28 protein-coding genes, 1 tRNA gene and 1 pseudogene are annotated in these 22,996 nt (G+C 61.8%); 26 read left to right on the top strand and 4 right to left on the bottom strand.

Annotated features, from left to right (window positions below; translation table 11 throughout):
• Positions 1-385, bottom strand: a 385-nt coding sequence (locus PG883_RS13065; protein WP_270807283.1) for an IS4/Tn5 family transposase DNA-binding protein, incomplete at its 3' end; no start/stop codon positions are given.
• A 94-nt stretch (positions 386-479) separates the two neighbouring features.
• On the opposite strand from PG883_RS13065, the pseudogene PG883_RS13060 reads away from it, so the two are divergent.
• The 23 genes and pseudogenes from PG883_RS13060 to PG883_RS12955 form a co-directional block, all read left to right on the top strand.
• A pseudogene (locus tag PG883_RS13060) lies at positions 480-650 on the top strand (major capsid protein); the annotation flags it as partial.
• 3 nt (positions 651-653) lie between these two features.
• Positions 654-1,379, top strand: a complete 726-nt coding sequence (locus tag PG883_RS13055; protein ID WP_270807282.1) for a phage terminase small subunit — start codon at positions 654-656, stop codon at positions 1,377-1,379.
• A 188-nt stretch (positions 1,380-1,567) separates the two neighbouring features.
• The gene (locus tag PG883_RS13050; protein WP_201964406.1) at positions 1,568-2,041 is read left to right on the top strand and encodes a head completion/stabilization protein; all 474 of its coding nucleotides are present in this window, start codon (positions 1,568-1,570) and stop codon (positions 2,039-2,041) included.
• Positions 2,038-2,562, top strand: coding sequence for a phage tail protein (locus PG883_RS13045; RefSeq protein WP_270807281.1), 525 nt, complete (start codon positions 2,038-2,040; stop codon positions 2,560-2,562). The genes PG883_RS13050 and PG883_RS13045 overlap by 4 nt, the downstream gene beginning before the upstream one ends.
• The gene (locus PG883_RS13040) at positions 2,559-3,245 is read left to right on the top strand and encodes a phage virion morphogenesis protein (protein ID WP_270807280.1); all 687 of its coding nucleotides are present in this window, start codon (positions 2,559-2,561) and stop codon (positions 3,243-3,245) included. The genes PG883_RS13045 and PG883_RS13040 overlap by 4 nt, the downstream gene beginning before the upstream one ends.
• 4 nt (positions 3,246-3,249) lie before the next feature.
• Positions 3,250-4,374 carry a DUF2586 domain-containing protein gene (locus PG883_RS13035; RefSeq protein ID WP_270807279.1) on the top strand — a complete coding sequence of 375 codons (1,125 nt, stop codon included), beginning with the start codon at positions 3,250-3,252 and terminating at the stop codon, positions 4,372-4,374.
• Between the two features lie 3 nt (positions 4,375-4,377).
• Positions 4,378-4,833 (top strand): phage protein, encoded by a 456-nt coding sequence (locus PG883_RS13030; RefSeq protein WP_039040909.1) that lies wholly within the window; start codon positions 4,378-4,380, stop codon positions 4,831-4,833.
• 9 nt (positions 4,834-4,842) lie between these two features.
• Entirely contained in the window at positions 4,843-5,052 is a 210-nt protein-coding gene (locus PG883_RS13025) for a TraR/DksA family transcriptional regulator (RefSeq protein WP_201964402.1), read from the top strand.
• Positions 5,053-5,075: 23 nt separating this feature from the next.
• Positions 5,076-5,402, top strand: coding sequence for a phage holin, lambda family (locus PG883_RS13020; protein ID WP_039040942.1), 327 nt, complete (start codon positions 5,076-5,078; stop codon positions 5,400-5,402).
• On the top strand, positions 5,389-5,850 hold the full coding sequence (locus tag PG883_RS13015) for a glycoside hydrolase family 24 protein (RefSeq protein ID WP_270807278.1): 462 nt from the start codon (positions 5,389-5,391) through the stop codon (positions 5,848-5,850). Before PG883_RS13020 ends, PG883_RS13015 begins: the two co-directional genes overlap by 14 nt.
• A complete protein-coding gene (locus PG883_RS13010) occupies positions 5,847-6,278 on the top strand; it encodes a hypothetical protein (RefSeq protein WP_270807277.1) in 432 nt (143 codons plus the stop codon). The genes PG883_RS13015 and PG883_RS13010 overlap by 4 nt, the downstream gene beginning before the upstream one ends.
• The gene (lysC, locus tag PG883_RS13005; RefSeq protein WP_232098106.1) at positions 6,175-6,405 is read left to right on the top strand and encodes an Rz1-like lysis system protein LysC; all 231 of its coding nucleotides are present in this window, start codon (positions 6,175-6,177) and stop codon (positions 6,403-6,405) included. The genes PG883_RS13010 and lysC overlap by 104 nt, the downstream gene beginning before the upstream one ends.
• Positions 6,402-6,665: a putative phage tail assembly chaperone gene (locus PG883_RS13000; RefSeq protein ID WP_270807276.1), complete on the top strand. Its 264-nt coding sequence runs from the start codon at positions 6,402-6,404 to the stop codon at positions 6,663-6,665. The genes lysC and PG883_RS13000 overlap by 4 nt, the downstream gene beginning before the upstream one ends.
• A 41-nt stretch (positions 6,666-6,706) precedes the next feature.
• Positions 6,707-6,850, top strand: coding sequence for a DUF6890 family protein (locus tag PG883_RS23950; protein ID WP_223933147.1), 144 nt, complete (start codon positions 6,707-6,709; stop codon positions 6,848-6,850).
• Positions 6,851-6,865: 15 nt separating this feature from the next.
• The gene (locus tag PG883_RS12995) at positions 6,866-8,626 is read left to right on the top strand and encodes a phage tail tape measure protein (protein WP_270807275.1); all 1,761 of its coding nucleotides are present in this window, start codon (positions 6,866-6,868) and stop codon (positions 8,624-8,626) included.
• Entirely contained in the window at positions 8,623-8,946 is a 324-nt protein-coding gene (locus PG883_RS12990) for a DUF2590 family protein (protein WP_270807274.1), read from the top strand. The genes PG883_RS12995 and PG883_RS12990 overlap by 4 nt, the downstream gene beginning before the upstream one ends.
• Entirely contained in the window at positions 8,943-10,130 is a 1,188-nt protein-coding gene (locus PG883_RS12985) for a baseplate J/gp47 family protein (protein ID WP_270807273.1), read from the top strand. The genes PG883_RS12990 and PG883_RS12985 overlap by 4 nt, the downstream gene beginning before the upstream one ends.
• A complete protein-coding gene (locus PG883_RS12980; protein WP_270807272.1) occupies positions 10,123-10,803 on the top strand; it encodes a phage tail protein in 681 nt (226 codons plus the stop codon). Before PG883_RS12985 ends, PG883_RS12980 begins: the two co-directional genes overlap by 8 nt.
• On the top strand, positions 10,803-13,616 hold the full coding sequence (locus tag PG883_RS12975) for a phage tail-collar fiber domain-containing protein (protein ID WP_270807271.1): 2,814 nt from the start codon (positions 10,803-10,805) through the stop codon (positions 13,614-13,616). Before PG883_RS12980 ends, PG883_RS12975 begins: the two co-directional genes overlap by 1 nt.
• Positions 13,613-13,912, top strand: a complete 300-nt coding sequence (locus tag PG883_RS12970) for a hypothetical protein (protein ID WP_270807270.1) — start codon at positions 13,613-13,615, stop codon at positions 13,910-13,912. The genes PG883_RS12975 and PG883_RS12970 overlap by 4 nt, the downstream gene beginning before the upstream one ends.
• Positions 13,913-13,941: 29 nt before the next feature.
• On the top strand, positions 13,942-14,613 hold the full coding sequence (locus PG883_RS12965) for a hypothetical protein (protein WP_270807269.1): 672 nt from the start codon (positions 13,942-13,944) through the stop codon (positions 14,611-14,613).
• Positions 14,610-15,173: a baseplate complex protein gene (locus PG883_RS12960; protein WP_270807268.1), complete on the top strand. Its 564-nt coding sequence runs from the start codon at positions 14,610-14,612 to the stop codon at positions 15,171-15,173. The genes PG883_RS12965 and PG883_RS12960 overlap by 4 nt, the downstream gene beginning before the upstream one ends.
• A complete protein-coding gene (locus tag PG883_RS12955; RefSeq protein ID WP_270807267.1) occupies positions 15,170-16,780 on the top strand; it encodes a hypothetical protein in 1,611 nt (536 codons plus the stop codon). Before PG883_RS12960 ends, PG883_RS12955 begins: the two co-directional genes overlap by 4 nt.
• A 753-nt stretch (positions 16,781-17,533) precedes the next feature.
• Here the strand turns inward: PG883_RS12955 and PG883_RS12950 are convergent.
• Positions 17,534-17,618 (bottom strand) — tRNA-Leu (locus PG883_RS12950).
• Positions 17,619-17,761: 143 nt separating this feature from the next.
• On the opposite strand from PG883_RS12950, the gene PG883_RS12945 reads away from it, so the two are divergent.
• On the top strand, positions 17,762-18,274 hold the full coding sequence (locus PG883_RS12945; protein WP_010672963.1) for an RDD family protein: 513 nt from the start codon (positions 17,762-17,764) through the stop codon (positions 18,272-18,274).
• Between the two features lie 145 nt (positions 18,275-18,419).
• Here PG883_RS12945 and lptG read toward each other — a convergent pair whose 3' ends face one another.
• Together lptG and lptF are read right to left on the bottom strand one after the other, a co-directional pair.
• On the bottom strand, positions 18,420-19,490 hold the full coding sequence (lptG, locus tag PG883_RS12940) for an LPS export ABC transporter permease LptG (protein ID WP_041210919.1): 1,071 nt from the start codon (positions 19,488-19,490) through the stop codon (positions 18,420-18,422).
• A 25-nt stretch (positions 19,491-19,515) separates the two neighbouring features.
• On the bottom strand, positions 19,516-20,628 hold the full coding sequence (lptF, locus tag PG883_RS12935; RefSeq protein WP_029313726.1) for an LPS export ABC transporter permease LptF: 1,113 nt from the start codon (positions 20,626-20,628) through the stop codon (positions 19,516-19,518).
• Positions 20,629-20,800: 172 nt separating this feature from the next.
• Here lptF and pepA point away from each other — a divergent pair, with 172 nt between their 5' ends.
• On the top strand, positions 20,801-22,312 hold the full coding sequence (gene pepA, locus PG883_RS12930) for a leucyl aminopeptidase (protein ID WP_010672960.1): 1,512 nt from the start codon (positions 20,801-20,803) through the stop codon (positions 22,310-22,312).
• 169 nt (positions 22,313-22,481) lie between these two features.
• Positions 22,482-22,937: a DNA polymerase III subunit chi gene (locus tag PG883_RS12925; RefSeq protein ID WP_010672959.1), complete on the top strand. Its 456-nt coding sequence runs from the start codon at positions 22,482-22,484 to the stop codon at positions 22,935-22,937.
• Positions 22,938-22,996: the final 59 nt, after the last annotated feature.

The following is a 22,996-nucleotide window of genomic DNA, read 5'->3' as shown; positions in this document are numbered from 1 at the left end:
CGGAGTGAACCCACCATCCGCGGGATTTATCTCCAATAGCACCCAGCTTGCCAAGCTCTTCGGCGACCTGGTGGCGATAACTCAAAGAAGTGGTGTCCTCAATGGCCAGCAACTCGGGAAACTCCTGAGCCAACTTGACGGTTTGCATGGCGCCAGCCTTTCTGATCGCCTCGGCAGAGACGTTGGGATTGCGGATAAATCGGTAAGCGCCTTCCTGCATGGCTTCACTACCCTCTGATGAGATGGTTATTGATTTACCAGAATGTTTTGCCAATTGGGCGGCGACGTTAACCAAGCGGGCAGTACGGCGAGGATCACCCAGCGCCGCCGAAGAGAACACAGATTTAGCCCAGTCAGCCGCACGATGAAGAGCAGAAGTTATCATGATCGTTACCATGTTAGGAGGTCACATGGAAGATCAGATCCTGGAAAACGGGAATGGTTCCGTTCAGGGCGCTACTTGTGTATAAGAGTCAGTCTACACCCAGCGCGGCACACGTAACCGCAAGGCGGACGATAACCAGGATCGCAAGTGCTTCGATAACCAGTACTGGCGGATGGAAGGCTATGCCCTGGGCGAACACCTGGCCTATGGCGGCTTCGAAGAGGCCGACATTGTGATCGGTGCCGACCCGGCCAAGGTCGTCTAAGCCATGAGTTCACCCGGTCAGCGCCACAAGCAGCGCGTGCAAGCCATGCAGGGGGCCGAACAGGCTGCCTGCTCCGGCATCGCTACCGGCGCGGTGGCCGACAGCCTGCACCTGCAGCTGATTGCCCTGGAACAGGACATCGTTCGCCTGCGCAAGCTGGCCCGCATCGGTGACCGGGTGAACCTGAAACGCGATGAGCTGATGCCCAAGTATCGCCCCTATGTGGAGCGCTATTTGGCCGCCGTCAGCGAGTCAGGCGAGCCCTATCAGAACGAGCTGTTCCAGCGCCTCATCATCTGGGCTTTCGATGTGGGCGACTTCGACGCCGGCATCGCCTGGGCGGATCTCGCCATCGCCCAGGGCCAACGCACCCCGGCCAACATCAAGCGCGACTGGGCCCACTTCGTGGCCGACACCGTGCTGGAGTGGGCCGAGAAGCAGGCGGCCGAGGGGCACGCCGTCGAGCCCTGGTTCTCCCGGGTGTTCGACAAGGTGCGCAACGAGTGGCGCCTCAACGAACGGCTGACCGCCAAGTGGTTCAAAGCGGCGGGTTGCTTGCTGCTGCGCGACCACGATGGCCAGCCCCGCCCCAGCGCCGTTGGGGACAGCGCCACCCTGGAGCAGGCAGACCACTGGCTGGCCCAGGCCGACAAACTGCACGGCAAGGTGGGCGTCGGCACCTTGCGCCAGAAGATTGCCATGCGCCTGCGGGCGCTGAATCCGGAGTAACCGACTCTCCGCGCCGTCGCACCCCGGCGGGGAGGATAGGCCAGCCGCAAGGCTCGCGCCGAATCCTGCGATCCGTGGCTACAGGGGTGCACCTTTTCTCGCCGCGCCATCGGCGACCCGGGCAACCGGGCAACCGGGCAACCGGGGCAGTGGTGTTCACATTGGCAAGCATCAACAGGGGGTCAGACATGTTTGCAGGCAAGGACATCGACTACAGCGCCGCCACTATCCGCAATGACGGGTTCTGGCCGGATGTGGCCGTCGCCGACTTCGAGCGCCGCCGCGCCCTGCCTGCCGATCTGGACCAGCAGACCACTGGCGCCGCCTTGCTGGCCGCCGTCTCTGAGATAAACCTGCAGCTCGCCAGCCACCAGGCCGCACTGCTGGCCAAGGGTTATGCCAGTGCCGCCGCCGTGCCGGGGCCGAGCCTTGACGATGGCGCTGACTCCGGCAGAAACGCCCTGACAGAGCAGTACCTGGCTGCCGTCTTTGCCCGCGCCAAGGCAGCCTTGCTGCCGGAGTTCGCCAGCGTCACCGAGCGGGCCACCGCCAACAACCAGGTGGAGCGCTCCCCGGACCAGCGCGCCCAGTTGCTGGCCGAGAGCCAGCAGCTGGTGCGCAGCATCAAGGGCAAGCACCGGGCGGGGGTATCGCTGATATGAGCACAGCCATGAACGAGCAGCAGGCCCAGGGATACTTCCTGCAGGCGCTCCACGCCGAGTTACTGCGGGTGCTGCCGGCCAAGTGCCACAAGCGCCTGGATAGCTGGATGGAGAACGGCACCATCAAGCTCGAACCCAGGAACATGGGGCCCACCGGGGTGGATGTAGCCTGGCTCACCTATCAGGCGGTGTTCACCATAGAGCAACTGCCGTTTCGAGAGCTGGATCCGGCCATTCTGCTGGCGGCCGTCGCCGCCTGGGTGCAGGAACACGACGACTTTCGCGAGCAGTTCGAGCTGCCTGATCCAGAGTACGCCGTCACCCCGAACGACGAGCAGACTGCGGACCTCGAGATCCAGCTCCCCTTCGCCGAACCGCTGCGCCTTATCGAGCACCCGCAAGGGCCCATCAACTGGCTCGGCAAGCGCTGGAACGTGGCCCCCTATGACATCTGGGTAGCCGAGCACATCGACCTGAACGTAGGTGATACCGGCCAGCACCGGGTCGGGAGCCAGGCATGATCACCATCACGCTCGACGCGCACCGCGGCAAAGACCAGCTCAACCTGCTGGCCCTGCCACCCAAGAAGCGCAAGCGTCTGGTGTGGCGAGCCGCCAACGAGATGAAGAAGCTGGCCGCCCGTAACGTGCGCCAGCAACAAGACCCCAATGGCAATGCTTGGGCACCGCGCAAGCGGGGCAAACGCAAGATGTTACGTGGCCTGCCCAAGCTGTTGCAGATCCGCGAGCCTCGCCAGGACGTGGCAGAGCTGGGGTTCACCAAGGGCACCATGAGCGCCCACGCAGGGGTCATCGCCAACACCCACCAGAAGGGGCACACCTACAAGGTGACGGCCGCCAGCCGGCGCCGCATTGCCCCCAGTGATGTGGGCAAGAACAAGCAGGCCAGCAAGGCACAGGCCCGCAAGCTGCGCGAGCTGGGATTCAAGCGTCCTGGCAAGCGCAAGCGGGCATACCGCTCGGCATCGCTGGGTTGGATCACCGCCAATCTCAACTACGCCCAGGCGGGGTTGCTCATCAAGAAGCTCAAGGACGAACCCGTGAAAGAGAGCTGGGAGATCCAGCTACCAGCCCGCCCGTTCCTGGGCGCCAACACCAGACAACGGCAGCAGGCCTTCGCCCGCGCCTTGCAGAGCATCGATTACGGCTGGGACGTCAACAAGCAAGACATCAAGGGGAAATAACGGCATGTGGCCTTATGTACAGATCAACAACTTGAACCAGATGCAGGGGCCAGTGACCGAGGTCGAGCGCCACCTGTTGTTCATCGGCAGTGCCGCCAGCAACACCGGCAAGCTGCTCTCACTCAACACCCAATCGGACTTTGACACCCTGCTGGGTGAGGGTGACAGCGAGCTCAAGACCAACCTGCTGGCCAGCCGTGACAACGCTGGCCAGAACTGGACGGCGGCCGCCTACGTGCTGCCGGAAGATGGCGACTGGCTGGCCGCCGTGCGAACCGCCCAGCAGACCCAGTCGTTTGAAGGTGTCGTGGTGCTGGGTCAGGAGTGGGACCAGGCAGGCATCAATGCCGCCCATGCTCTCAACCAGGAGCTGATCGCCAAATGGGGGCGCTGGCAGTTCATGCTGCTGGCGGTACCGGGCATCGTCTCCGCTGGTGAGGGTGGCCAGGACTGGAGCGAATACGAAACCACGCTGGCCGCCCTGCAAGACGGTATCGCCGCGAGCTCGGTTTCTCTGGTGCCGCAACTGTGGCCCAACCTCGCCGGCGTCTATGCCGGTCGCCTGTGCAACCGGGCGGTGAGCATCGCCGACAGCCCCTGCCGGGTGAAGACCGGTGCCCTGGTGGGCCTTGGCAACAAGCCGGTGGACAAGGCCGGGATCACGCTGCCGCTTGCCACCCTGCAAACCCTGGAACAAAACCGCTACTCGGTACCGATGTGGTATCCGGACTATGACGGCACCTACTGGGCCGATGGCCGCACCCTGGACGCCGAGGGCGGCGACTACCAGGTGATCGAAAACCTGCGGGTGGCCTACAAGGTAGCTCGCCGGATGCGCCTGCGAGCCATCGCCCGCATCGGGGACCGCTCGTTCAACTCCACCCCGGGCAGTACCGCGGCCGCCATCATGTATTTCGGCAAAGACCTGCGCGAGATGGCCAAGGCTACCACCATCAACGGCCAGCCGTTCCCGGGCGACATCGCCTCCCCCAAGGATGGCGACATCAGCATCCAGTGGACCGCCAAGAACCTGGTATCCGTCTACGTGGTGGTGCGCACCGTGGACTGCCCCAAGGGGATCACAGTCAACATCATGCTCGATTTGAGCCTCAACAACGGGGAGGGCTAACCCATGACCAGACGCATTTCAGGCCAGAGCTTCGACACCACGCTGATGGGCACCATGGTCCATGTCGAGAAAGCCAGTCTCTCCATCACCGACAACAGCGCCGTGGCCCAGACCCGGGGGATACCGGATGGCTTCGTCGATGGCGATGTTGCCGCCGAGGTGGAGTTCGAGCTCGATGCCAAGAACTTCACCCTCCTGAGCGATGCAGCCAAGCGGGCCGGTAGCTGGCGCGGCATGGCACCGGACGACGTGCTGTTCTACGCCGACACCGGCGACGAAACCATGAAGGTGGAGGCCTTCGGCGTGAAGCTGCAGATCTCTGACCTGCTCGACGTCGATCCCAAGGGGGGCAGCAAGGGGGTTCACAAAATCAAGGGGTTCGTCACCTCCCCCGACTTTGTTCACATCAACGGCGTGCCTTACCTCTCCCAGGAAGACACCCGCCACCTGCTGGGTTAAGGGGGGAGCTTGGACGACATCGACCGCGCCACCCGTCACGCCGCCCGCATGCTGGCAGCCCAACTGGCCAATCAAGTGGGCAAGGGCAGTTACCAGGGGGAGAGCCGGCACCTGTGCGAAGAGTGCGACGACCCCATCCCGGAAGAACGCCGCCGCCATGTACCTGGGGTGCGCCTGTGCGTCCCCTGCAAGACCCGCCTTGAGAGGCTGGGCCGCTAATCAGAGCCACGGACATGAACAACATGCCTCATAAAGACCCGACCCTAGCCACCGCCTTGCTGGCCTGGCTGATGGACAACTGGCCCGCCGTCTATGGGGCCCTGCTGGCACTCGCCATCGCCTTCCTGCGCATCACCTACGCAGGCGGACGGGGTCGCCGTCGGCTGATCGAATCCCTGTTGTGCGGCCTCATCACCTTGGCGGCCGCCACCGGGACCCACCTGCTCGGGATCCCCCAGGAGGCCACCCCGTTCCTGGGCGGTGTTGTAGGGCTGCTTGGGATCGACATCATCCGGGACCGGGCTGCACTGATGTTTAGCAAGAAGGAGGACAACAATGCCGCGCAGTGACTGCCATCCCCAAATGGCCGCCTTTCTCGACCTGATCGCCTATGCCGAGGGCACCAAGGGACTGGGCGACGATGGTTACAACAAGCTGGTCAACCCGGGCGGGTTCTTCCAGGACTACCGCGAACACCCCGATATGTTGGTGCGGGTGAATCCGACCCTGCACAGCACAGCCGCCGGGCGCTATCAGTTCCTGTCACGCCATTGGCGCCACTACCAGGCGGCTCTCGGCCTGCCGGACTTTGGCCCCGCCTCCCAAGACACATGGGCCATCCAACTTATCCGCGAGCGCAAGGCACTGGACGACGTGATCAAGGGGCGTATCCCCCAGGCAATCGCCAAGTGCGCCAACATCTGGGCCAGCCTGCCCGGTGCCGGCTACGGCCAGCGCGAACACAAGCTGGCTGATCTGCTGGCCAAGTTCACCGAGTTTGGCGGGGTACTGGCATGAGCACTTTCAGCAAGGTGCTGGGGATAGTGGGCCTGCTCCTGGTGCTGGCGCTTTATGTTACCCATCGCCGCACGGTGGATATGCAGCGCACCCTGACCGAGCAGCAAACCACGATCACCAATCTGCAGACGGACAACGACCAGCAGGCCACCGAGCTCCAGCGGCAGCAGTTGATAACGAAGGGCCTGCGCCTGCTGCTCAACAACCAGAACGCCGCCTTGGCCAAGCTCGACAACCAGAACAGGAAAACAGCCGATGAACTGCAACAAGCCCTGGCCACGCCGCCGGCGGGCCGCCCGGATTGCGCTCGCGAGCATTTGCCTGGTGGCGCTTTGCGCCTGCTCCAGCCAACCCACGACAGTGGTGCAGACCCGGGTGGTCAAGCGGCTGCCACCGCCGGGGCTGGTGCCCAACTGCCCGGAGCCTGAATTCACGGGGAGCACCTACGGCGACGCCGTGCAGTTTATCCCCACCTTGCAGACGGCGCTGCGCCGCTGCCAAACCCAGATCACCACCCTGACCAACTGGATTGAACAAGAGGAAACCACCCCATGAGTACACCGATCATCACCCTGGAAGTCGCAGGCAAAGAGCTGAAGTTTGCCCCCACCATGGTGGCCTACAACGGCTTTCTCAACGACATGATGCCCAACGACAAGGTGGCACCGGCCCACAACTACCTCAAGAAGATCGTCTGCCAGGAGAGTAAGGCCGCGCTCGACGAGCTGCTCAAGCGGCCAGGCGCCGCCCTGCAGTTGGCAAACGCAGTCAACGCCGAGTTCGCCCCCGAGCTGGACATCACCGTAAAAAACTGACGGCGCGTGCCGAGGCCATCGAGCGCAACCAACTGGAGCAGGTGCTGGCGCTGCGGCGTTACTACCTGCCCCATGAAGAAGACGACCTCGACAGCCTGGCTCGCGCCATGTGGTTAGACAAACAACACCGAGAGTCCAACGCCGCCGCCGTGGCCGAGGGCATTGCCATAGCATTCAACGGGTAACGACTGATGGCCTGGATGGAAAAACTGATGATGCAGGTGGCCCTGGTTGACCAGGTCACCAAGCCCCTTGCTGGCATCAACGCCCAGATGGACAAGGTCAGCAAAGCGGGTCGCCAGGGTTGGAGCAATATGGCGATGGGCGCAACGACCGTCGCAGCCGGCGGCATGGCGATCCAGGCGGCCCTGGGGCCTGCCATCCAGATGGATCAGGCGCTGCAAGACCTGCATGCCGCCGGTGTGGGGGACGCTGCGCTCAAGCAACTCAGCCACACCGCGCTCAAGTTCAGCGTGGATTACGGCAAGTCCGCCATCGAGGTGCTGGGTTACACCGCCGAAATGCGCCGCGCCATGCCGGCCCTGCCAGAAGCCATGCTGGACAGCGTGACCAAGACCTCCGCCATCCTGGGGGCCGCCACCAAGTCCGATGCAGAGACGGTCGGCCAGTATTTCCGCATGCTCTACAACAACCAGCGCCAGGCAGCAGACGCCATGGGGCCGGATGTGTGGGCTCAGCAGGTGGCCGGAATGACCAGCATGGTCACCAGCCAGTTCGGGGTAGGCATGGACAAGCTAATGGCCTCAGTTGAAGGCATGCACTCCCTGCCATCCACCATGGGGGTAGCGATGGAGGAGCAACTGGCCATCCTGGCCATGTTGCAGACCAGGATGAGCGATGGGGATGCTGTCACCCAGTTCACCAACCTGCTAGAGGGGGCCACCAATGCCCAGAGCAAGCTGGGGGTCGCCATGCTGGACAGCCAGGGGCAGTTGCTGCCTATCCAGAAGATCCTGCAGAACATCCAACCGCTGATCGACAAGATGGGGGGCGCCAAGGCCTGGGCCCTGCTCGACGATGCCGGATTGGGGGATGGCGCCCTGTTGCTGCAACAACTGATCGGCGATGCCACCACACTGGACAAGACACTGGGCAACCTGCGCGGTGTGAGAGGGCTGGATGCGGCGAATGCCAAGGCCAAGACCATGGCCAAGTCATGGGAGCGGCTGAACGCGTCCTGGGAGGCGATCCGGATTGCCGGGTTCAGCTCCATCATGCCCGCCATCAATGCCGTGCTGGGCACCTTCGCCGATGGTGCAGGCGTGGTGCTGCGCTGGACTCACCTTTTCCCGAACCTGACCAAGGTGATCAGCTATGCCATGCTCGCCATCGTAGGCCTGAGCATGATCACCGGCACCTGGATGTTGGTAGCAGGGCTGGCCAAGTTGGCCACCCTGGGGATGGGCATCGCCTGGACCATCATCATGGCGCCGCTCAACCTGCTCAAAGCGGGGCTGGTTGCCTTTCGTGCCATCCTGCTGGCGGTCAATATCGCCATGTATGCCAACCCAATAGGCCTGATCATTGCCGGGATAGTGCTGCTGATCGGCGCTGTTGCAGCGGTCATCTACTACTGGGATGACCTGAAAAAAACCTTCTCAGACTGGGGCGTGTTCCAGTTGCTCGGCAAGTCCATCGACTGGCTGATCGACAAGCTCAACATGATCCCGGGCGTCAACATCGAGGCAGGCTCAATGCCTGACCTCAACCTGCCCAACCCAGAGAACCTCAATGCCCCGCTTGCCCGCTATCGCCAGGGCAGTCAGAGCAACATCCCATCCGGTGGCATTGGCCAGCAATTGATCCAGGCCAACGCGGCGGCGACCACGGCCAACCAGAAACCGGCCAAGGCCATGCATATCGGGGAAGTGCACAACCACTTCCAGAACCCGATGACGCCGGGGGAGATGGAACAAGAACTGTGGATGACCACCCCATGAGCGATCCCAGGTACATCGACATCCTGGTCGTGGACGGCGCCTGGCAGCTCGATGCCGGTGGTCAGCCGCGTCTGACCCAGGATCGGCACAGCATCGGCCAGGACATCAAGCACCGCATCATGGAGTCGGGACTGGCCCGCAAGCTCATCGGCGAGCGCAGCCCCACCCTGCGCGCCGACGTGATGACCGAAATCGAACTGCTGGTCGAGAACGACGAGCGCCTGATCCCGGGCACCATCCTGATCAGCGAAGAGGCGCCGGAGCGCATCCTGGTCACGGCCCGCACCTATGAATTTGGCGATCTGGAGGTAACCCTGTGAACCTGCGCCCCACTGTGGATTTTATGGCCCTGCTGGCGAAAAGCGGGGTGCCGACAACCGAGCAGGCCATGGAGACCGAGCTGAAAAAGGAGGTGGAGGCCGCCGGCTCCCTCATCACCAACGACAGCGACGTGTCCCCGTTCTGGCGTCTGGTGCGCGGCGTGGTCATTACCCCGGCGCTGTGGCTGATCCGCACCCTGCTGGCTGGCCATGTGCTGCCGGCCAGCTTTGCCGCCACCGCCAACGATACCTATCTCGACCTCAAGGCCTGGGATGTGGACCTGACTCGCAAGGCCGCCCAGAAGACCCGGGGACTGGTCAACTTCGTCAAGGTCAACCCGGCCGAGGCCGTTACCATTCCGGCCGATATCTGGGTCACCACCGAGCGCATCAACGGCACCCTCTATCGCCTGAAACCGCTGCAAGAGATGGTGAGCCCCGCCGGTGAGGCCGTGGCCAAGGTAGTCTGTGAGGCCGAGTTCGCCGGGGTCGCCTGGAATCTGGCACCCGGCTATTACAACCTGCTGAGCAAACCGGTGGCCGGTATCCTGTCAGCCCGCAACGCCGACCGGGACTGGATCACCACCCAGGGCGCCGATGCCGAGAGCAACGACGCCCTTGGCCTGCGCATCCAGAACCAGTTCTCGGCGGTGGGCCGCTATCACATCGACGCCATCTATCGCTCCATGCTGGCCAGCGTGGCGGGGATCCGCGCCGATCACATCTTCTTCGAGCACGACGCACCGCGGGGCCCGGGTACCGCCAACGCCTTCATCCTGCTGGAGGTGGGGACCACCCCCGCCAGTCTGATCGACAAACTCAACGACTACGTGAACAACCAGGGCAACCACGGCCATGGCGATGACCTGCAGGTGATGGCCATGCCGGAGACCGAGTACGCCCTGCACCTGGAACTGTGGCCGGTCGAGAACCTGACCGCAGAACAACGGCTCGCGCTGACCCGGGATGTGGAACTGATGGTGAAGGCCGCCTTCCGCCAGTCTGCCGATTACCCATCGGTGACCCGCACCTGGCCGCAGTCCCGCTTCTCCCTGAGCCAGCTTGGACGCGAACTGCACCAGACCTTCCCTGAACTGAAGAGCCTGCACTTCGCCGAACTGGATATCGTCTCCGGCCTCGACATCCCCCGCCTGACCGATCTGGAGGTGTTCCTCCATGACTAAGGCCACCGAGCTCAACCACCAGGACAAAGCCCCGCAGGTGCCGGAGGGCTCGGCCCCCTGGTGGGAAGATGGCAAGACCATCGCCGAGGGGGTGCAAGAACCTGCTTTCCTGGCCAGAGGCATCATGTCGTTCTGGCGTCGCGTGCGCGGCTGGCTGCTGCAACCGCTGACCCAGCAAGACCCGATGACCTGTTCCGAGTCCATGCTGGCGCTGATCGCCTGGGAGCGAGATATCACCCGCTTCAAGGGGGAGCCGCTAACCCTGTTCCGTAAGCGGGTGAAGTACGCCTTCATCAACGCCCAGGACTCGGGCGAGGTAGCGGGCTTCAAGCGCATATTTGAACGCCTGGGCATCGGCTGGTGCGAGCAGCGCGAACGCCAAGAAGGCACCCCATGGGACGTCATCACCATCGAGGTGGCCGACAGCGCCTTGGCCGCCAATCAGCAACTGATGGAGACCCTGATCCAGCACTACGGCCGCACCTGCCGCCGTTACCGCTTCCAGGTGCTCTATCCCGCCATGGGCTACCTGCATGCTGGCCGCATTGACATGGGTCACCAGGTATTTGCCGCAACTCTCAATAAACCCGCCTGCAAGGGGTACTTGCGCGCCGGTCAAATCCATTTCATTCAACACGTTTACGGGGCAAGCCTGCCCCACAAGGAGTCCTGATGAGCCAGGTCATTACCAACGCATTCGAACAATATTGGCAGTCTAGCCTGGCCGCAGAACAACCGGTCGTACTGGATGAATTCATCCTGGCTGATATCCCGAATCTGGATATCACCTCCCCCATTGACCCGGACACCGGCCTGCCGCCGGAAAGCCAGATCGTGCACCGCCAGAACGTGGACCAGCGCGGCCGCATCAACAACAACGCCGTGGCCTACACCATCGTGATGGATACCACGGTCGGCGACTTCTCGTTCAATGCCATGTATTTGCGCAACAAGGCGAACGGCGTGATCGGGATGATTGTCTACAAGGGGCGCGAGACCAAGCTCAAGACCGACCAGACTACCGGCCAGACCGGTAACTCCCTGGTCAAGTCGATGCTGATGGGGTACGACCAGGCCGCCGAGGCCACCCTCACCAACGTGGACGCCGGCACTTGGCAGATTGACTATGCCGCCCGCCTGCGCGGGCAGGATGAAGACCTGCGCCAGCTGGCCAGCCAGCTCTATGGCCATCACACCTTCATCGGCGATGGCTTCAAGGTGGTGCAACACGACGGCGGTCATCAGGTCACCCCGGGCGTAGCCATCGTCGGCGGCCTGCGGGTCGAGCTAAGCCAGCCGGAAGTCATCTACCCGGGTTCCAAGCCGATCGGCGTCTGGGTCGACGTGCACCGCGCCGGTTCGCTGCTGTCTGAGCATCAGAACATCTTCACCATCATCACCAGCGTGGCCGACCTGACCGACCATCTGGATAGCAGCGGCTATCAGCACTACGTGGCCAAGCTGGGCACCGTGCAGGTAGACGGCACCATCCTTGATGTCCGAGGGCTGAGTGGCATCAGTGCAGAGCTTATGGGGTTCCAGCAAGCAGGCACTGGCTCTGTTCCTCGCACATCACAAGACAAGATGCGGGAGAAGATTACCCCGCAAGATTTCTTGGCGGCTGGTGATGGGGTTACCAATGACACCGCTGCGTTTACCAAGCTCGAAGCCAATTACATCGGGCTAGAAATAGACCTACTGGGCAAGACGTACTACGTCGATTCCCCTTTCTACGGCAATAAATACTACAACGGGCTGTGGGTTGGCCCTTTCGGTACTGGTACATCTCGCACGCGCTGGCAAGGCGCTCAAATGACCGGTGCTGGTCGCATCGTGTTTGGGGATGGAGCTTTAGCATCACTTCCTGAAAATTACAGCATGGGTGAATCTGCCACGGTAGTCGCTGTGGGTTACGGCGCTATGGGCAAGATGACTCAAGTCAAGAAGGCCATTGCTATTGGGACAAACTCCCAAGCTGAAGGCACTATTTCCCGTGACAACATATCCATTGGCGAGGACGCCCTCCGATTTGTGCAGTCCCGCACACCGGACTATGACCAATCTCAACAGCAGGGCACCCGAAATATAGCTATGGGTGGGAACGCCGGTCGATTTATCTATGAGGGTATCCGAGACATCGCAATCGGTAGGAATGCGGGCCAGTGCTTAGTAAACAGCGTCAACTCGACTATTGTTGGGTCTAACGCTGTTGCAGGATGTGCCCCCATCGGCCTGTCTGGTGTTATTGAAAACTGGGCCCCTAACAACGGACCTGATGGCGTAACTGCATTCGGGGCTTTAGCCCTTGAGCGCACTATTACAGGATTTAATGCGGCTGTTGGCGAACGTGCTGCTGAGAGTCTAGTAGCGGGGCGCGGCAACGTAGTAATGGGTCCATTGGCATTAAGTAACGCAGAGATTGACAGTGGATTTAATGGCAAACAGCTAACTAACCTGAATATCAACGGAACGTATTCGCACTCGGGGAATACGCTAACTCTTACGTTTGCGGGTCATGGTGTTTCTGTTGGTTTCACTGTCGGTATTCGTCTGCTCGATGGTGGCTCGCAGACGTTCCAAGGTGATATCGCGCCAGCCGTGGTCGTCTCTGTTATTGATGCCAACACCTTTACTGTGTACCACCCCACCTCTCGTACCGCGTCTGGTACAGCGACTCTATATTGGAGGATCAACCTCACTGACGCACCTAAAGCAGAATTTAACTGCGTGTATGGTGCATTAGCTGCGAACAGCCTGCGCGTTGGTTCTGAGAATTCCGTATATGGCTATCGCGCAATGTTTGAAGCCAATAGTGCAGCATCGCCATCCAGAAACACTGTCTATGGTTTCATGGCGCTAACCGGTTGGACTGACCCGCAGAGAATGACTGCTGTAGGTTATTATGCGCTGCGGATCAAACAGGATGGCTCGGTGGCCACGGGTACTGGCAATAACTGCTCAGGGTTAGGGCAGAATACTCGTATATCTGGGGACAACCAAGTCCAGCTTGGGGATGCCGCAACCACAACATACGTCTACGGTACGGTACAGAATCGCTCTGATGAACGCGACAAAGCCGACATAGTAGAAACCAGTCTTGGCATCGAGTTCATCATGGGCTTACGTGCTGTCGATGGTCGTTGGGATATGCGCGATGACTATTTCGAGGAGTACGAGCAGCAGGTTGGTATCGACGAGAACGCACAACCTGTTTTCGAAACACGCCTCCGCAAAATACCGAAGGACGGGAGCAAGAAACGCACCCGCAAACACCACTGGTTCATTGCCCAAGAAGTCAAAGAGCTTTGCGACAATCTTGGCGTGGAGTTCGGTGGCTATCAGGATCACTCAGTGAATGGCGGCTGTGATGTGTTGAGTCTTGGCTACGACGAGTTCATTCCACCTATGACAAAAGCCATTCAGCAGTGTTGGCAAAGGATGGATGAAATAGAACTGCGGCTGAAGACTCTGGAGGGTGGAGCATGATTGATCTCTCCCCTCTTTATCACGCCATTGCAGCCGTCGCGCTGCAATGTGCGGTGGGATTGGTGTTTGGCGATTGGTTCACGGGTGGTGTGCTGGGCTGCCTCTGGTTCATCGCCCGTGAACATACTCAGGCAGAGTATCGCTGGATTGAACTATTCGGCCGCGGAAAACGCGCCAATATGCCATGGTGGGGCGGCTTTGATTGGCGGGCATGGAATATTGCGAGTCTACTCGACTGGATTATACCGGTGGTCGCTTGCATCGCTGTCTATTGGGTCGCCAAGTACAGATGCTGAATCCTGATACATGGAGTGGAGGCTTAGTTTTGGGACGTTACCTCACAGTCACGCCATATCAACACGGCATCGGCCAACAACAAGGGGACCAGCACACCCTGCCCGCCCCCAATGCCATCAAGGCCATGGCCGCCAAGCTGCAGGATGGCGCCGATCCCTTGCTGCCGGCTGGGCAAATTCACGCGGTGGCCTGGATGGTCACCGGCAGCAGCGAGGCAGAACTGGCCGCCGCACTAGCCCCGGTATGTGCCATTCTGCCGCTGCCGGAGTGGTGCGCCACCCTGCGCCGCCTCACCGCCAACAACGACATCATGACTCAGTCGACGGCGGCAATGGTGCCACGCTGGAAGGCCGACGAGCCGCTGATCTGGGATCCGCTGCGCCGCCAAATGATGCTGACGGCTGCCAGAGATGCCTTGCAGGAGAGCGAGAACAACTCGCCGGCCCCCGCATCAACCAAGGCCAAACTGGCCGCCCTCACTGAAAAGCGGGCAGCCCGTATCGCCGAACTGGACGACTCGCTGGCCAGCAAGCCAAGCCTTGCCGGATTGCTGTGGAGCTGGCATGGCATTGGCGAGCCAGCCAGCCTGGCAGCCCAACTGCTCGAGAGTGCCCATCCGGACCACAGCCACAGCATGACCGTCGGCGCCCTGCTGCTCTCCTCGTCCCCGCTCACCTTCTGGCAGGAGTTAACCCCATGAGCCGAACCGCCATGCTCACCCTGGACGGTGAGCCCATCGTGATGAAGTCGATGCGGATCTCCGCCTCGATGCAGTTTCAGGACAAGGACCAGAGCGGCCAGACCAGCTCAACCAGCAGCGCCGAGCAGGGTGAGAAGGCCAAGGAGCTCGATGTCTCGGGGCTGGTGCCGTTCAATGATGAGCAGACCCTGAGCCGCCTGTTTGAGCTGGCCGATGCCAAGGGCGACGGTGGCAAGCGCCATATCTACCGGGTCGGCTCACTGCTGGCCAAGTCGGTGAAGGTGCGCCAGGCCAAGTTTGCCAGCCGCATCACCGCCAGCGAGCAAGAGGGCCTGCTGGCGTGGCAGGTGCAGTTCACCCTGCGCGAGCATAACTCGGTGCCGGAGAAGCGCGAGCAGCGCCTGCCGAAGGTCCCCGCCACCGTGGGGCAAGGCACCGCCAACGCTACGCCGGCTAAAGCCGACAGCACCACCACCCCAGCCAGCGAGCAGGAACAGCTGAGTTCGACGGAGAAGATGATCAAAGGAATAGATAAAGCGCTGGGGGATATTCTCGCGTGAAACTCTCGACCAACCTGACCCTGAGCGGTAAACCGGTCCACCTAGTTGACCATGATATCGTGCTGGATCTCTCCACGGGTGGCCGCGCGGCGCTGACCATCGAGGGCACCGCCACCAAGGGACAGACTCTGACCGTCGATACCGGCTACAACGGCGAGCTGCGCCGCTGGTTCACCGGCTACGTGTACGATGTGCAGCCAGCCGCCAACGGCGCCAGCAAACTGCTCTGCCGCGAACTAGCCGGGATGCTGGGCAGCAAGTTCCCGGTCAGCATTCAGCATGCCACCCTGCGCAGCCTGTTGGCTTGGCTGACCGACCAGACCTCCCTCACCTTCCTGCTGCCGGACGGGGTGGGCTATACCGACACCCCGATCCCCAACTTCACCAGCGCGGGCACCGGCTATCAGTTGCTTGACCATGCGGGCCGCGCCTTCTCGGTGCCGGGCTTCATCTGGTATCAACAGCCGGATGGCGCCATCTTCGTGGGCAGCCATGCCCACAGTCGCTGGGCAGACAAGGCGGTGGAGCTGGATCCGGCCTTCTCGGCCAAGCAGGCGGGCAACACCATCACCCTGGCACCTATCCCCGCCATGCGCCCGGGGGCCATCGTCAACGGCCAGCGGGTGGAGCGCGTCAGGCTCAAGGGTGACGAGATGACCCTGACCACCGCCACACCAGGTAAACCGGTGAAGTCGCCAGAGCGGCGCAAGATGGAGGGCGAGTTCCCCGAGCTGGCCGACAAGATGCACCTGCCGAAGTTCGGGCGGGTCGAGGCCATCAGCGACCAGGCCAGCGCTGGGCAGCTCAATGATCCGTTTCGGCCACGCTATGCGGTGGATGTGCAACTGCTCGGCGAGGATGGCGAGCCAGATGAAGGCACGCCGCTCTATCGGGCGGTACCGCTGCCGGTGATGTTCGGTGGACCCGAGCAGGGGCTGCTGCAGTTCCCCATCGAGGGGACCCTCGTCGAGCTGGGGTTCGCCTTTGGCCGTGCCGATCGCCCGTTCATCCGCACCGTGCTGGGCACTGGCTGGCCCCTGCCGGACATCGTCCCGGGCGAGCAGCTGCAGCAGCAGCGGGCCGAGGTGTTCAGCCGTACCGACAGCGTGGGTAACCAGAGCCGCCACACCGACCGGCGCCAGCACGACAAGGCTCTGCAGATGATCCGCGAGGCAGATGAATACCTGGGCGAGTTCGGCCAGCACCAGCTGACCACCCTGGCCAACAGCGTCGAAGAGATCGGCGCCATGAAGCGCATCGAGGCGCTCGGGGATATCGAGCTGCTGACCGCCGAGGATATGATCCTGGGCAGCGCCGGCAACATGAGTCAGACAGCAGGGGGTAACCTGGATGAAGACATCGCCCTCGTTCGCCGGGCGCTCGCCGGTGAGCTGCAGCACTTCGAGGCGCCCAAGTCGTGGATGGGGAGCGACGGGGTGAACATCTTCCGCCTGCTCAACCAGCTGATGAACGTGGTGGAGCAACTGGCCACCACCGCAGCCAGCCATAACCACGGCGGGTCACCGCCAACCAACGCCGCGGCATTCTCGGGGCAAAGTCAGCAGGCCGCCGAACTGGCCAGCACCCTCTCCCCCATCATCGAGTAACCCCCAAAACGAAGAAGGCCCCACAATGTGGGGCCTTCGTCTATCTGCCTGACAGCGCCTGAGCATGGCCAGGGAAGGGCGCCGCATGAATGGGCGCCATCGGGCAGGGCAGCATCATACGTGAAGCCTGAGCACGCTCACAGCCTCCCAGCGCACGACGGAAACCCCACGGCGGCGCCTGCGCCACGGAATCCGCGCTCATCCGCTCCCGCCTGCGCGGCTCGCCAATAAAATTTTTGCAAAAGTGGGTTACCGCAAAACCATAGAGCCAGACCGCGCCACATCAAGGATCTGCGGCTTGGTGAGGATCTGAAAGGATCGAAGGAAATTGCAGGGTTTTACAGTTCGGCCCGGCTTTGGATAACGAAGTCGAAAGCGCAACTCATTGAATGTATTGGGGTGGACGTACTTTCCGTGGGAATTTTAATGATCGGGGGAGGATCGAGAAGGGCTTGAGGTGAGACGGGAAGGCTTTATATTTCAGCCAGTTAAGCCCAAACGGGCATGAATAGAGAACTGAAATTTTGAAAAGGGGTCTGCGGCATGGGTGCACTGGCCAACCTGCGCCACAGAAAACAGGTTTTCTATGAAATGTGTCCGGTCACGATGACCAGCTTGTAAGGGGGAATGGCGACACTGCCGCCCCGATCATCCAAACCACTGTCGCCACTTCATCGCCACTTGGTGATTACTGAGGGACGGAAAAACTTAAGGCCACCCTCACGGATGGCCTTAAGTCATTGAATTTGTTGATGGTGCCCGGGGTCGGACTCGAACCGACACGTATTGCTACGGCGGATTTTGAATCCGCTGCGTCTACCGATTTCGCCACCCGGGCAGCTGCGAGGGATTATACGAATGGCGCTTGGCCATGCAAGGTGTTTTTCTTGCCCTCACCGTTGTTTGCTCATTTATTCAACGCCTTGCCGATGCCAGGCCAGTTACATAGAATGCCCGCATCATATTAATGGAATAATCATCATGGCCAAGCGCAAGACCCCCTCCCCTCTCCAGCCTGCTCCCCGGCATCCGTCCGCCGGTCTGCTGCGCCGTCTCGGCGCCCTGCTCTATGACTATCTGGTGGTGATTGCCCTGCTGATCATCGCCGGCTTCATCGGCATGGGGGTGGCCCACCTGCTGCTGGCCACCGGCATGGCGCACGTTCCCGAGGGCAAGGATGCCGCCTGGCTGCTCACCAGCCCCCTCTACAGCGCCTGGCTGGCCTTCGTCATCTGCGGTTTCTACACCTGGTTCTGGGTCCGCGCCGGCCAGACCATCGGCATGCGGGCCTGGCGCCTGCGCATCCAGAACCTGGACGGCAGCAACATTCGCGTCACCCAGGCCCTGATCCGGCTCGCCACCTCGGCCTTTGGCCTGGGCAACCTGCTGTGTGTGTTCAATCGCGCCCGCCCCCGCGCCTTCCAGGACATCTGGGCCGAGTGCGAGGTGGTGGTGCTCGGCAAGACGGAAAACCTGGAGCAGCTCAATCGCTGATCCCAAGACGGCAACGAAAAAGGGCACCCCGAGGTGCCCTTTTTGTTGACCAGAACTGACGGCTTGCAGCCCAGAAACCTTGACGGAAACGGTGCATCGAGAGCAATGGCCGCCTGTTGTCAGCAGCCCGCCGTCCTTCAGGCCGCTACTGCTTGCGGCTCAGGATATAGAAGGAGATGCCGCCAAACAGCAGGCTGGGTGCGATGGCCGCGAGGATGGGCGGGACCGCATAGACCAGGCTGACCGGGCCGAACACCCTGTCGCTCACATAGACCGCGAAGCCGGTCATGATCCCCATCAGCATCCGCGCCCCCATGCTCACCGAACGCAGCGGGCCGAAGATGAAGGAGGAGGCGAGCAGTATCATGGCCACCACGGAGAGCGGTGAGAGCAGCTTGCGCCACATCTCCAGCTTGTAGCGTCCGGCATCCTGCTTATTGGCATCCAGATAACCGATGTAGTCCCGCAGCCCCGAGATGGGCAGGTTCTCGGGATCGATGCTGACCACCCCGAGCTGCTTGGGGGTCAGCTCGGATTGCCAGGCCATCTGGGCATGCTGTTCGTCCTGGATCCGGGTGGGATCGTCAAACCGGGTGATGTGCACCTGCTTCAGCAGCCAGTGGTGATCCTCGAACACCCCCTCCTTCGCCTGCACCACGTCGATCAGGTTGCGGGACGGAGTGAAGCGGTAGAGGGTGATGCCGGTCAGGGCGCCATCGTTGCGCACCCCGTTGATGTTGACGAAGTTGTTGCCATCCCGTGCCCAGACCCCGTAGGCCGAGACCGTGAGTCGCCCTTCCGACATGGCCCCCGCCTTGATGTCATCTGCCATCCGCTTGGCGGCCGGTGCGACGTACTCGCCCATCAGCCCCACCAGCAGCATCAGGGGAATGGCGGTCTTGAGCGCCGCCATGACGATGCTGATCTTGGAGCGTCCCGCCGCCTGCATCACCACCAGCTCGGAGCTGGTCGCGAGCTGGCCCAGGCCGATGAGGCCACCGAGCAGGGCCGCCAGGGGGAAGAAGAGCACCGCCTCCTTGGGCATGGAGAGCAGCACGTAGTAGAGGGCGTTGAGCATGTCGTAGTTGCCTTCTCCGACCGCCTTCAACTGCTCCACGTACTTGATGAGCGCGGCCAGCCCGACCAGGGTCAGCTCGCACAGCAGGATCGACATGAAGATGACCCTGCCTATGTATCTATCGAGAATGCCGAACATCAGCAGAGACTCCCAGGTTGCAGCATCATGCTGACTTTCTCTTGAACAATTGCCCTTTGACCCCGTTCCACCAGCTGGTGCCCTGCAGGTTGAGAGGCAACCCTATCAGCAGCAGATAGACCAGGGGCACCAGGAACATCCCGGGCCAGTGGGGCAGACGCCCGCTGTCGATGGCCGACCGGGCGGCACTGAGCAGCAGGAAATAGGAGAGATAGAGCAGGATGGCCGGCAGCAGCTTGGCGTAACGCCCCTGACGGGGATTGACCCGCGCCATCGGCACCACCAGGAAGGTGAGCACCAGTATGGAGAGGGGCAGCGACAGGCGCCACTGCAATTCGGCCATCAGCTGGTTGTCCTGGGTACCGAGCAATGCCAGGGTCGGCTTGGCCGCCGCCTTGCGGTTGGATCGCTCCATCTCCTGCTGGCGGATCACCAGGCTGTATTCACGGAACTCCGAGACCTGGAACTGCTTGCCGGTGAAATGCCCCTCGTAGCGCGAACCATCCTTCAGGGTCAGCCACTGCAAGCCGTTGCTGTCGGCGGTCACCTGCCCCTCGTTGGCCACCACCACTGACGGGGGTGAGCCACCCTCGGCCCGTTGCAGCACGAAGATTTTCTGCAACTCCGACCCCTTGTCGTTCAGATCCTGGATGTAGGCCACCAGACGCCCCTTGTCGAGCTCCATGAAGCGGCCGGCCTGCAGGAAAGAGATACCGGGATCGGCCTTGAACTCGTCGATCACCTGGTACTCCCGCTCCTTGGCCTGGGGGGCGACCCAGCCGGTGTTGAACGCCGCGACGGCGGCGGTCAGCAAGGCCAGCACCAGGGCGCTGCCCATGATGAAACGGTGACTGAAACCCACCGCGTGCATCACCGTCATCTCGCTTTCCGCGTACAAACGGCCGTGAGCAAACAGAATGGCTAAAAACAGACTGATAGGCAGCATCAACAACGCCATATTCGGCAGGTTGAGCAGCAGGAGGGTGGATACCAGGCGCGTCGGCACCTCACCATCGGCGGCATCGCCAATGATCTGGATAAATTGCTGGCTGACGAAGATAAGCAGCAGCACGAACAGCACCGCCAGCTGGGTTTTCAGGGTCTCCCTGAACAAATATCGGAAAACGATCACAGTCATTCCCAAGTAAACTTGTGTTTTTAGTCGAATGCCTGAAAAATAGGGCCCTATATTGGATTTTTACCAGTTTGAACTGCGGAGCCTGTGACTGTTCGCTCCGCCTCTGATACCCCAACAAGCACCGCATTATTCAATAAATGGTGCCTTTTGTCTTTAGGATGTAGGAGATTCCATGGAGTTCAGTGTAAAGAGTGGCAGTCCTGAGAAGCAACGCAGTGCCTGCGTCGTGGTCGGCGTTTTTGAGCCCCGCCGCCTCTCTCCGGTTGCCGAACAGCTGGACAAGATCAGCGACGGCTACCTCAGCTCGCTGCTGCGCCGTGGCGACCTGGAAGGGAAACCGGGCCAGATGCTGCTGCTGCATCAAGTACCGGGCGTGCTCAGCGAGCGCGTACTGCTGGTCGGGTGCGGCAAGGAGCGCGAACTCGACGAGCGCCAGTACAAGCAGATCATCAACAAGACCATCACCACCCTGAACGAAACCGGCTCCATGGAAGCGGTCTGCTTCCTGACCGAGCTGCACGTCAAGGGTCGGGATACCTACTGGAAGGTGCGTCAGGCGGTGGAAACCACCAAGGCGGGCCTCTACAGCTTCGATCAGTTCAAGACCAACAAGGCCGAACCGCGCCGTCCGCTGCGCAAGCTGGTCTTCAACGTGCCGACGCGTCGGGAACTGACCATAGGCGAGCGCGCCATCAACCACGGCCTGGCCGTGGCGAAAGGGGTGCGCATCTGCCGCGACGTGGCGAACATGCCGCCCAACGTCTGCAATCCCGCCTACCTCGCCTCCCAGGCCCGCCGTCTGGCGGATGCCTATGACAACATCACCACCAGGGTGGTGGGGGAGCAGGAGATGGCCGAGCTCGGCATGAACTCCTACCTGGCAGTGGCCCGCGGCTCCGAGAACGAAGCCATGATGGCCATCATCGAGTACAAGGGCAACGCCGACGCCAAGCCCATCGTGCTGGTGGGCAAGGGGCTGACCTTCGACTCCGGCGGCATCTCCATCAAGCCGGCAGACGGCATGGACGAGATGAAGTACGACATGGGTGGCGCCGCCTCCGTGCTCGGCACCATGCACGCCCTGGCCCAGTTGCAGCTGCCCATCAACGTCATCGGCGTGCTGGCAGGCTGCGAGAACATGCCGGGGGGCAACGCCTACCGCCCCGGTGACATCCTCACTACCATGTCCGGCCAGACCGTCGAGGTGCTCAACACCGACGCCGAAGGCCGCCTGGTGTTGTGTGATGCCCTCACCTATGTGGACCGCTACGATCCCGAGACCGTGATCGACGTAGCGACCCTGACCGGTGCCTGCATCATCGCCCTGGGCCACCATACCTCTGGCCTCTTGGCGAACCACAACCCCCTGGCCCACGAGCTGCTCAACGCCTCCGAACAGGCCGGCGATCGCGCCTGGCGCCTGCCCCTGTTCGACGAGTATCAGGAGCAGCTGGAAAGCCCGTTCGCGGACATGGCCAACATCGGTGGCCGTCCGGCCGGTACCATCACCGCCGCCGCCTTCCTGTCGCGCTTCACCAAGAAGTACAACTGGGCCCACCTGGATATCGCAGGGACCGCCTGGAAGAGCGGCAAGGAGAAGGGCTCCACCGGCCGTCCTGTGCCCCTGCTGACCCAGTTCCTGCTCAACCGGGCCGGCGTGGCGGACGTCGAAGACAAGGAGTGATCCCCTTCCCCATCGACTCGAAGAGCGATGCGAGAAGGCGTTACCCTGTATCACAAGGAAGAGGCCTGCCTCTTCCTTGTTTCATTGAGAGAATCCGGGAAGTCCGTGCCAGACGCGGCTCCCGAAGACGGCCAATCGCTGTCCGTCACAGCCAAACGGGACCGACCTGATGAGCCAAGTGACCTTTTACCTGATGAGCCAGCCCGATGATGCGGATGCCTCCGCCGTCGAGCGCCTCGCCTGCCAGCTTGCGGCCGATGGCTGGAGCGCAGGCCACCTCTATCTGCTGTGCGAGGACGAGGCCCAGGCCCTGCGTCTGGACGAGCTGTTGTGGCAGTTGCCGCCCGATCGCTTCGTGCCGCACCAGTTGCAGGGGGAGAGCGGTCAGGCTCCGGTGGAGATAGGCCATCAGCCGCCACGGCGGCGCTATGCCTGCCTCATCAACCTGGCCCGGCAGACACCTTTGTTTGCAGGACACTTCGCTCAAGTGGTAGATTTTGTCCCCACTGACGAAACGCAAAAGCAGCAAGCCCGCGAGCGCTACAAGCATTATCGCCAGGCGGGCCATACCCTCGAGATGAGGGATCAGCCCGTCCTTGCCGCACCGGATCCGGCGCAGCCCTGACTGTGCCACCCTCGATCCACGACGAATCAACACCAGACTCCATCCATCCAGAATACGGC

The organism is Aeromonas sp. QDB25 (assembly GCF_027707725.1).
In the GTDB taxonomy this organism is placed as follows: domain Bacteria; phylum Pseudomonadota; class Gammaproteobacteria; order Enterobacterales; family Aeromonadaceae; genus Aeromonas; species Aeromonas caviae.
Note: the sequence above shows the minus strand (reverse complement) of the source record. Positions and strands in the feature narration are given on the sequence as shown.

Coding starts and splice junctions, on each gene's coding strand:
- PG883_RS13055 (WP_270807282.1), top strand. CDS start 654: ATGAGTTCACCCGGTCAGCGCCACAAGCAGCGCGTGCAAGCCATGCAG.
- PG883_RS13050 (WP_201964406.1), top strand. CDS start 1,568: ATGTTTGCAGGCAAGGACATCGACTACAGCGCCGCCACTATCCGCAAT.
- PG883_RS13045 (WP_270807281.1), top strand. CDS start 2,038: ATGAGCACAGCCATGAACGAGCAGCAGGCCCAGGGATACTTCCTGCAG.
- PG883_RS13040 (WP_270807280.1), top strand. CDS start 2,559: ATGATCACCATCACGCTCGACGCGCACCGCGGCAAAGACCAGCTCAAC.
- PG883_RS13035 (WP_270807279.1), top strand. CDS start 3,250: ATGTGGCCTTATGTACAGATCAACAACTTGAACCAGATGCAGGGGCCA.
- PG883_RS13030 (WP_039040909.1), top strand. CDS start 4,378: ATGACCAGACGCATTTCAGGCCAGAGCTTCGACACCACGCTGATGGGC.
- PG883_RS13020 (WP_039040942.1), top strand. CDS start 5,076: ATGCCTCATAAAGACCCGACCCTAGCCACCGCCTTGCTGGCCTGGCTG.
- PG883_RS13015 (WP_270807278.1), top strand. CDS start 5,389: ATGCCGCGCAGTGACTGCCATCCCCAAATGGCCGCCTTTCTCGACCTG.
- PG883_RS13010 (WP_270807277.1), top strand. CDS start 5,847: ATGAGCACTTTCAGCAAGGTGCTGGGGATAGTGGGCCTGCTCCTGGTG.
- PG883_RS13000 (WP_270807276.1), top strand. CDS start 6,402: ATGAGTACACCGATCATCACCCTGGAAGTCGCAGGCAAAGAGCTGAAG.
- PG883_RS12995 (WP_270807275.1), top strand. CDS start 6,866: ATGGAAAAACTGATGATGCAGGTGGCCCTGGTTGACCAGGTCACCAAG.
- PG883_RS12990 (WP_270807274.1), top strand. CDS start 8,623: ATGAGCGATCCCAGGTACATCGACATCCTGGTCGTGGACGGCGCCTGG.
- PG883_RS12980 (WP_270807272.1), top strand. CDS start 10,123: ATGACTAAGGCCACCGAGCTCAACCACCAGGACAAAGCCCCGCAGGTG.
- PG883_RS12975 (WP_270807271.1), top strand. CDS start 10,803: ATGAGCCAGGTCATTACCAACGCATTCGAACAATATTGGCAGTCTAGC.
- PG883_RS12970 (WP_270807270.1), top strand. CDS start 13,613: ATGATTGATCTCTCCCCTCTTTATCACGCCATTGCAGCCGTCGCGCTG.
- PG883_RS12960 (WP_270807268.1), top strand. CDS start 14,610: ATGAGCCGAACCGCCATGCTCACCCTGGACGGTGAGCCCATCGTGATG.
- PG883_RS12945 (WP_010672963.1), top strand. CDS start 17,762: ATGGCCAAGCGCAAGACCCCCTCCCCTCTCCAGCCTGCTCCCCGGCAT.
- lptG (WP_041210919.1), bottom strand. CDS start 19,490: ATGTTCGGCATTCTCGATAGATACATAGGCAGGGTCATCTTCATGTCG.
- lptF (WP_029313726.1), bottom strand. CDS start 20,628: ATGACTGTGATCGTTTTCCGATATTTGTTCAGGGAGACCCTGAAAACC.
- pepA (WP_010672960.1), top strand. CDS start 20,801: ATGGAGTTCAGTGTAAAGAGTGGCAGTCCTGAGAAGCAACGCAGTGCC.
- PG883_RS12925 (WP_010672959.1), top strand. CDS start 22,482: ATGAGCCAAGTGACCTTTTACCTGATGAGCCAGCCCGATGATGCGGAT.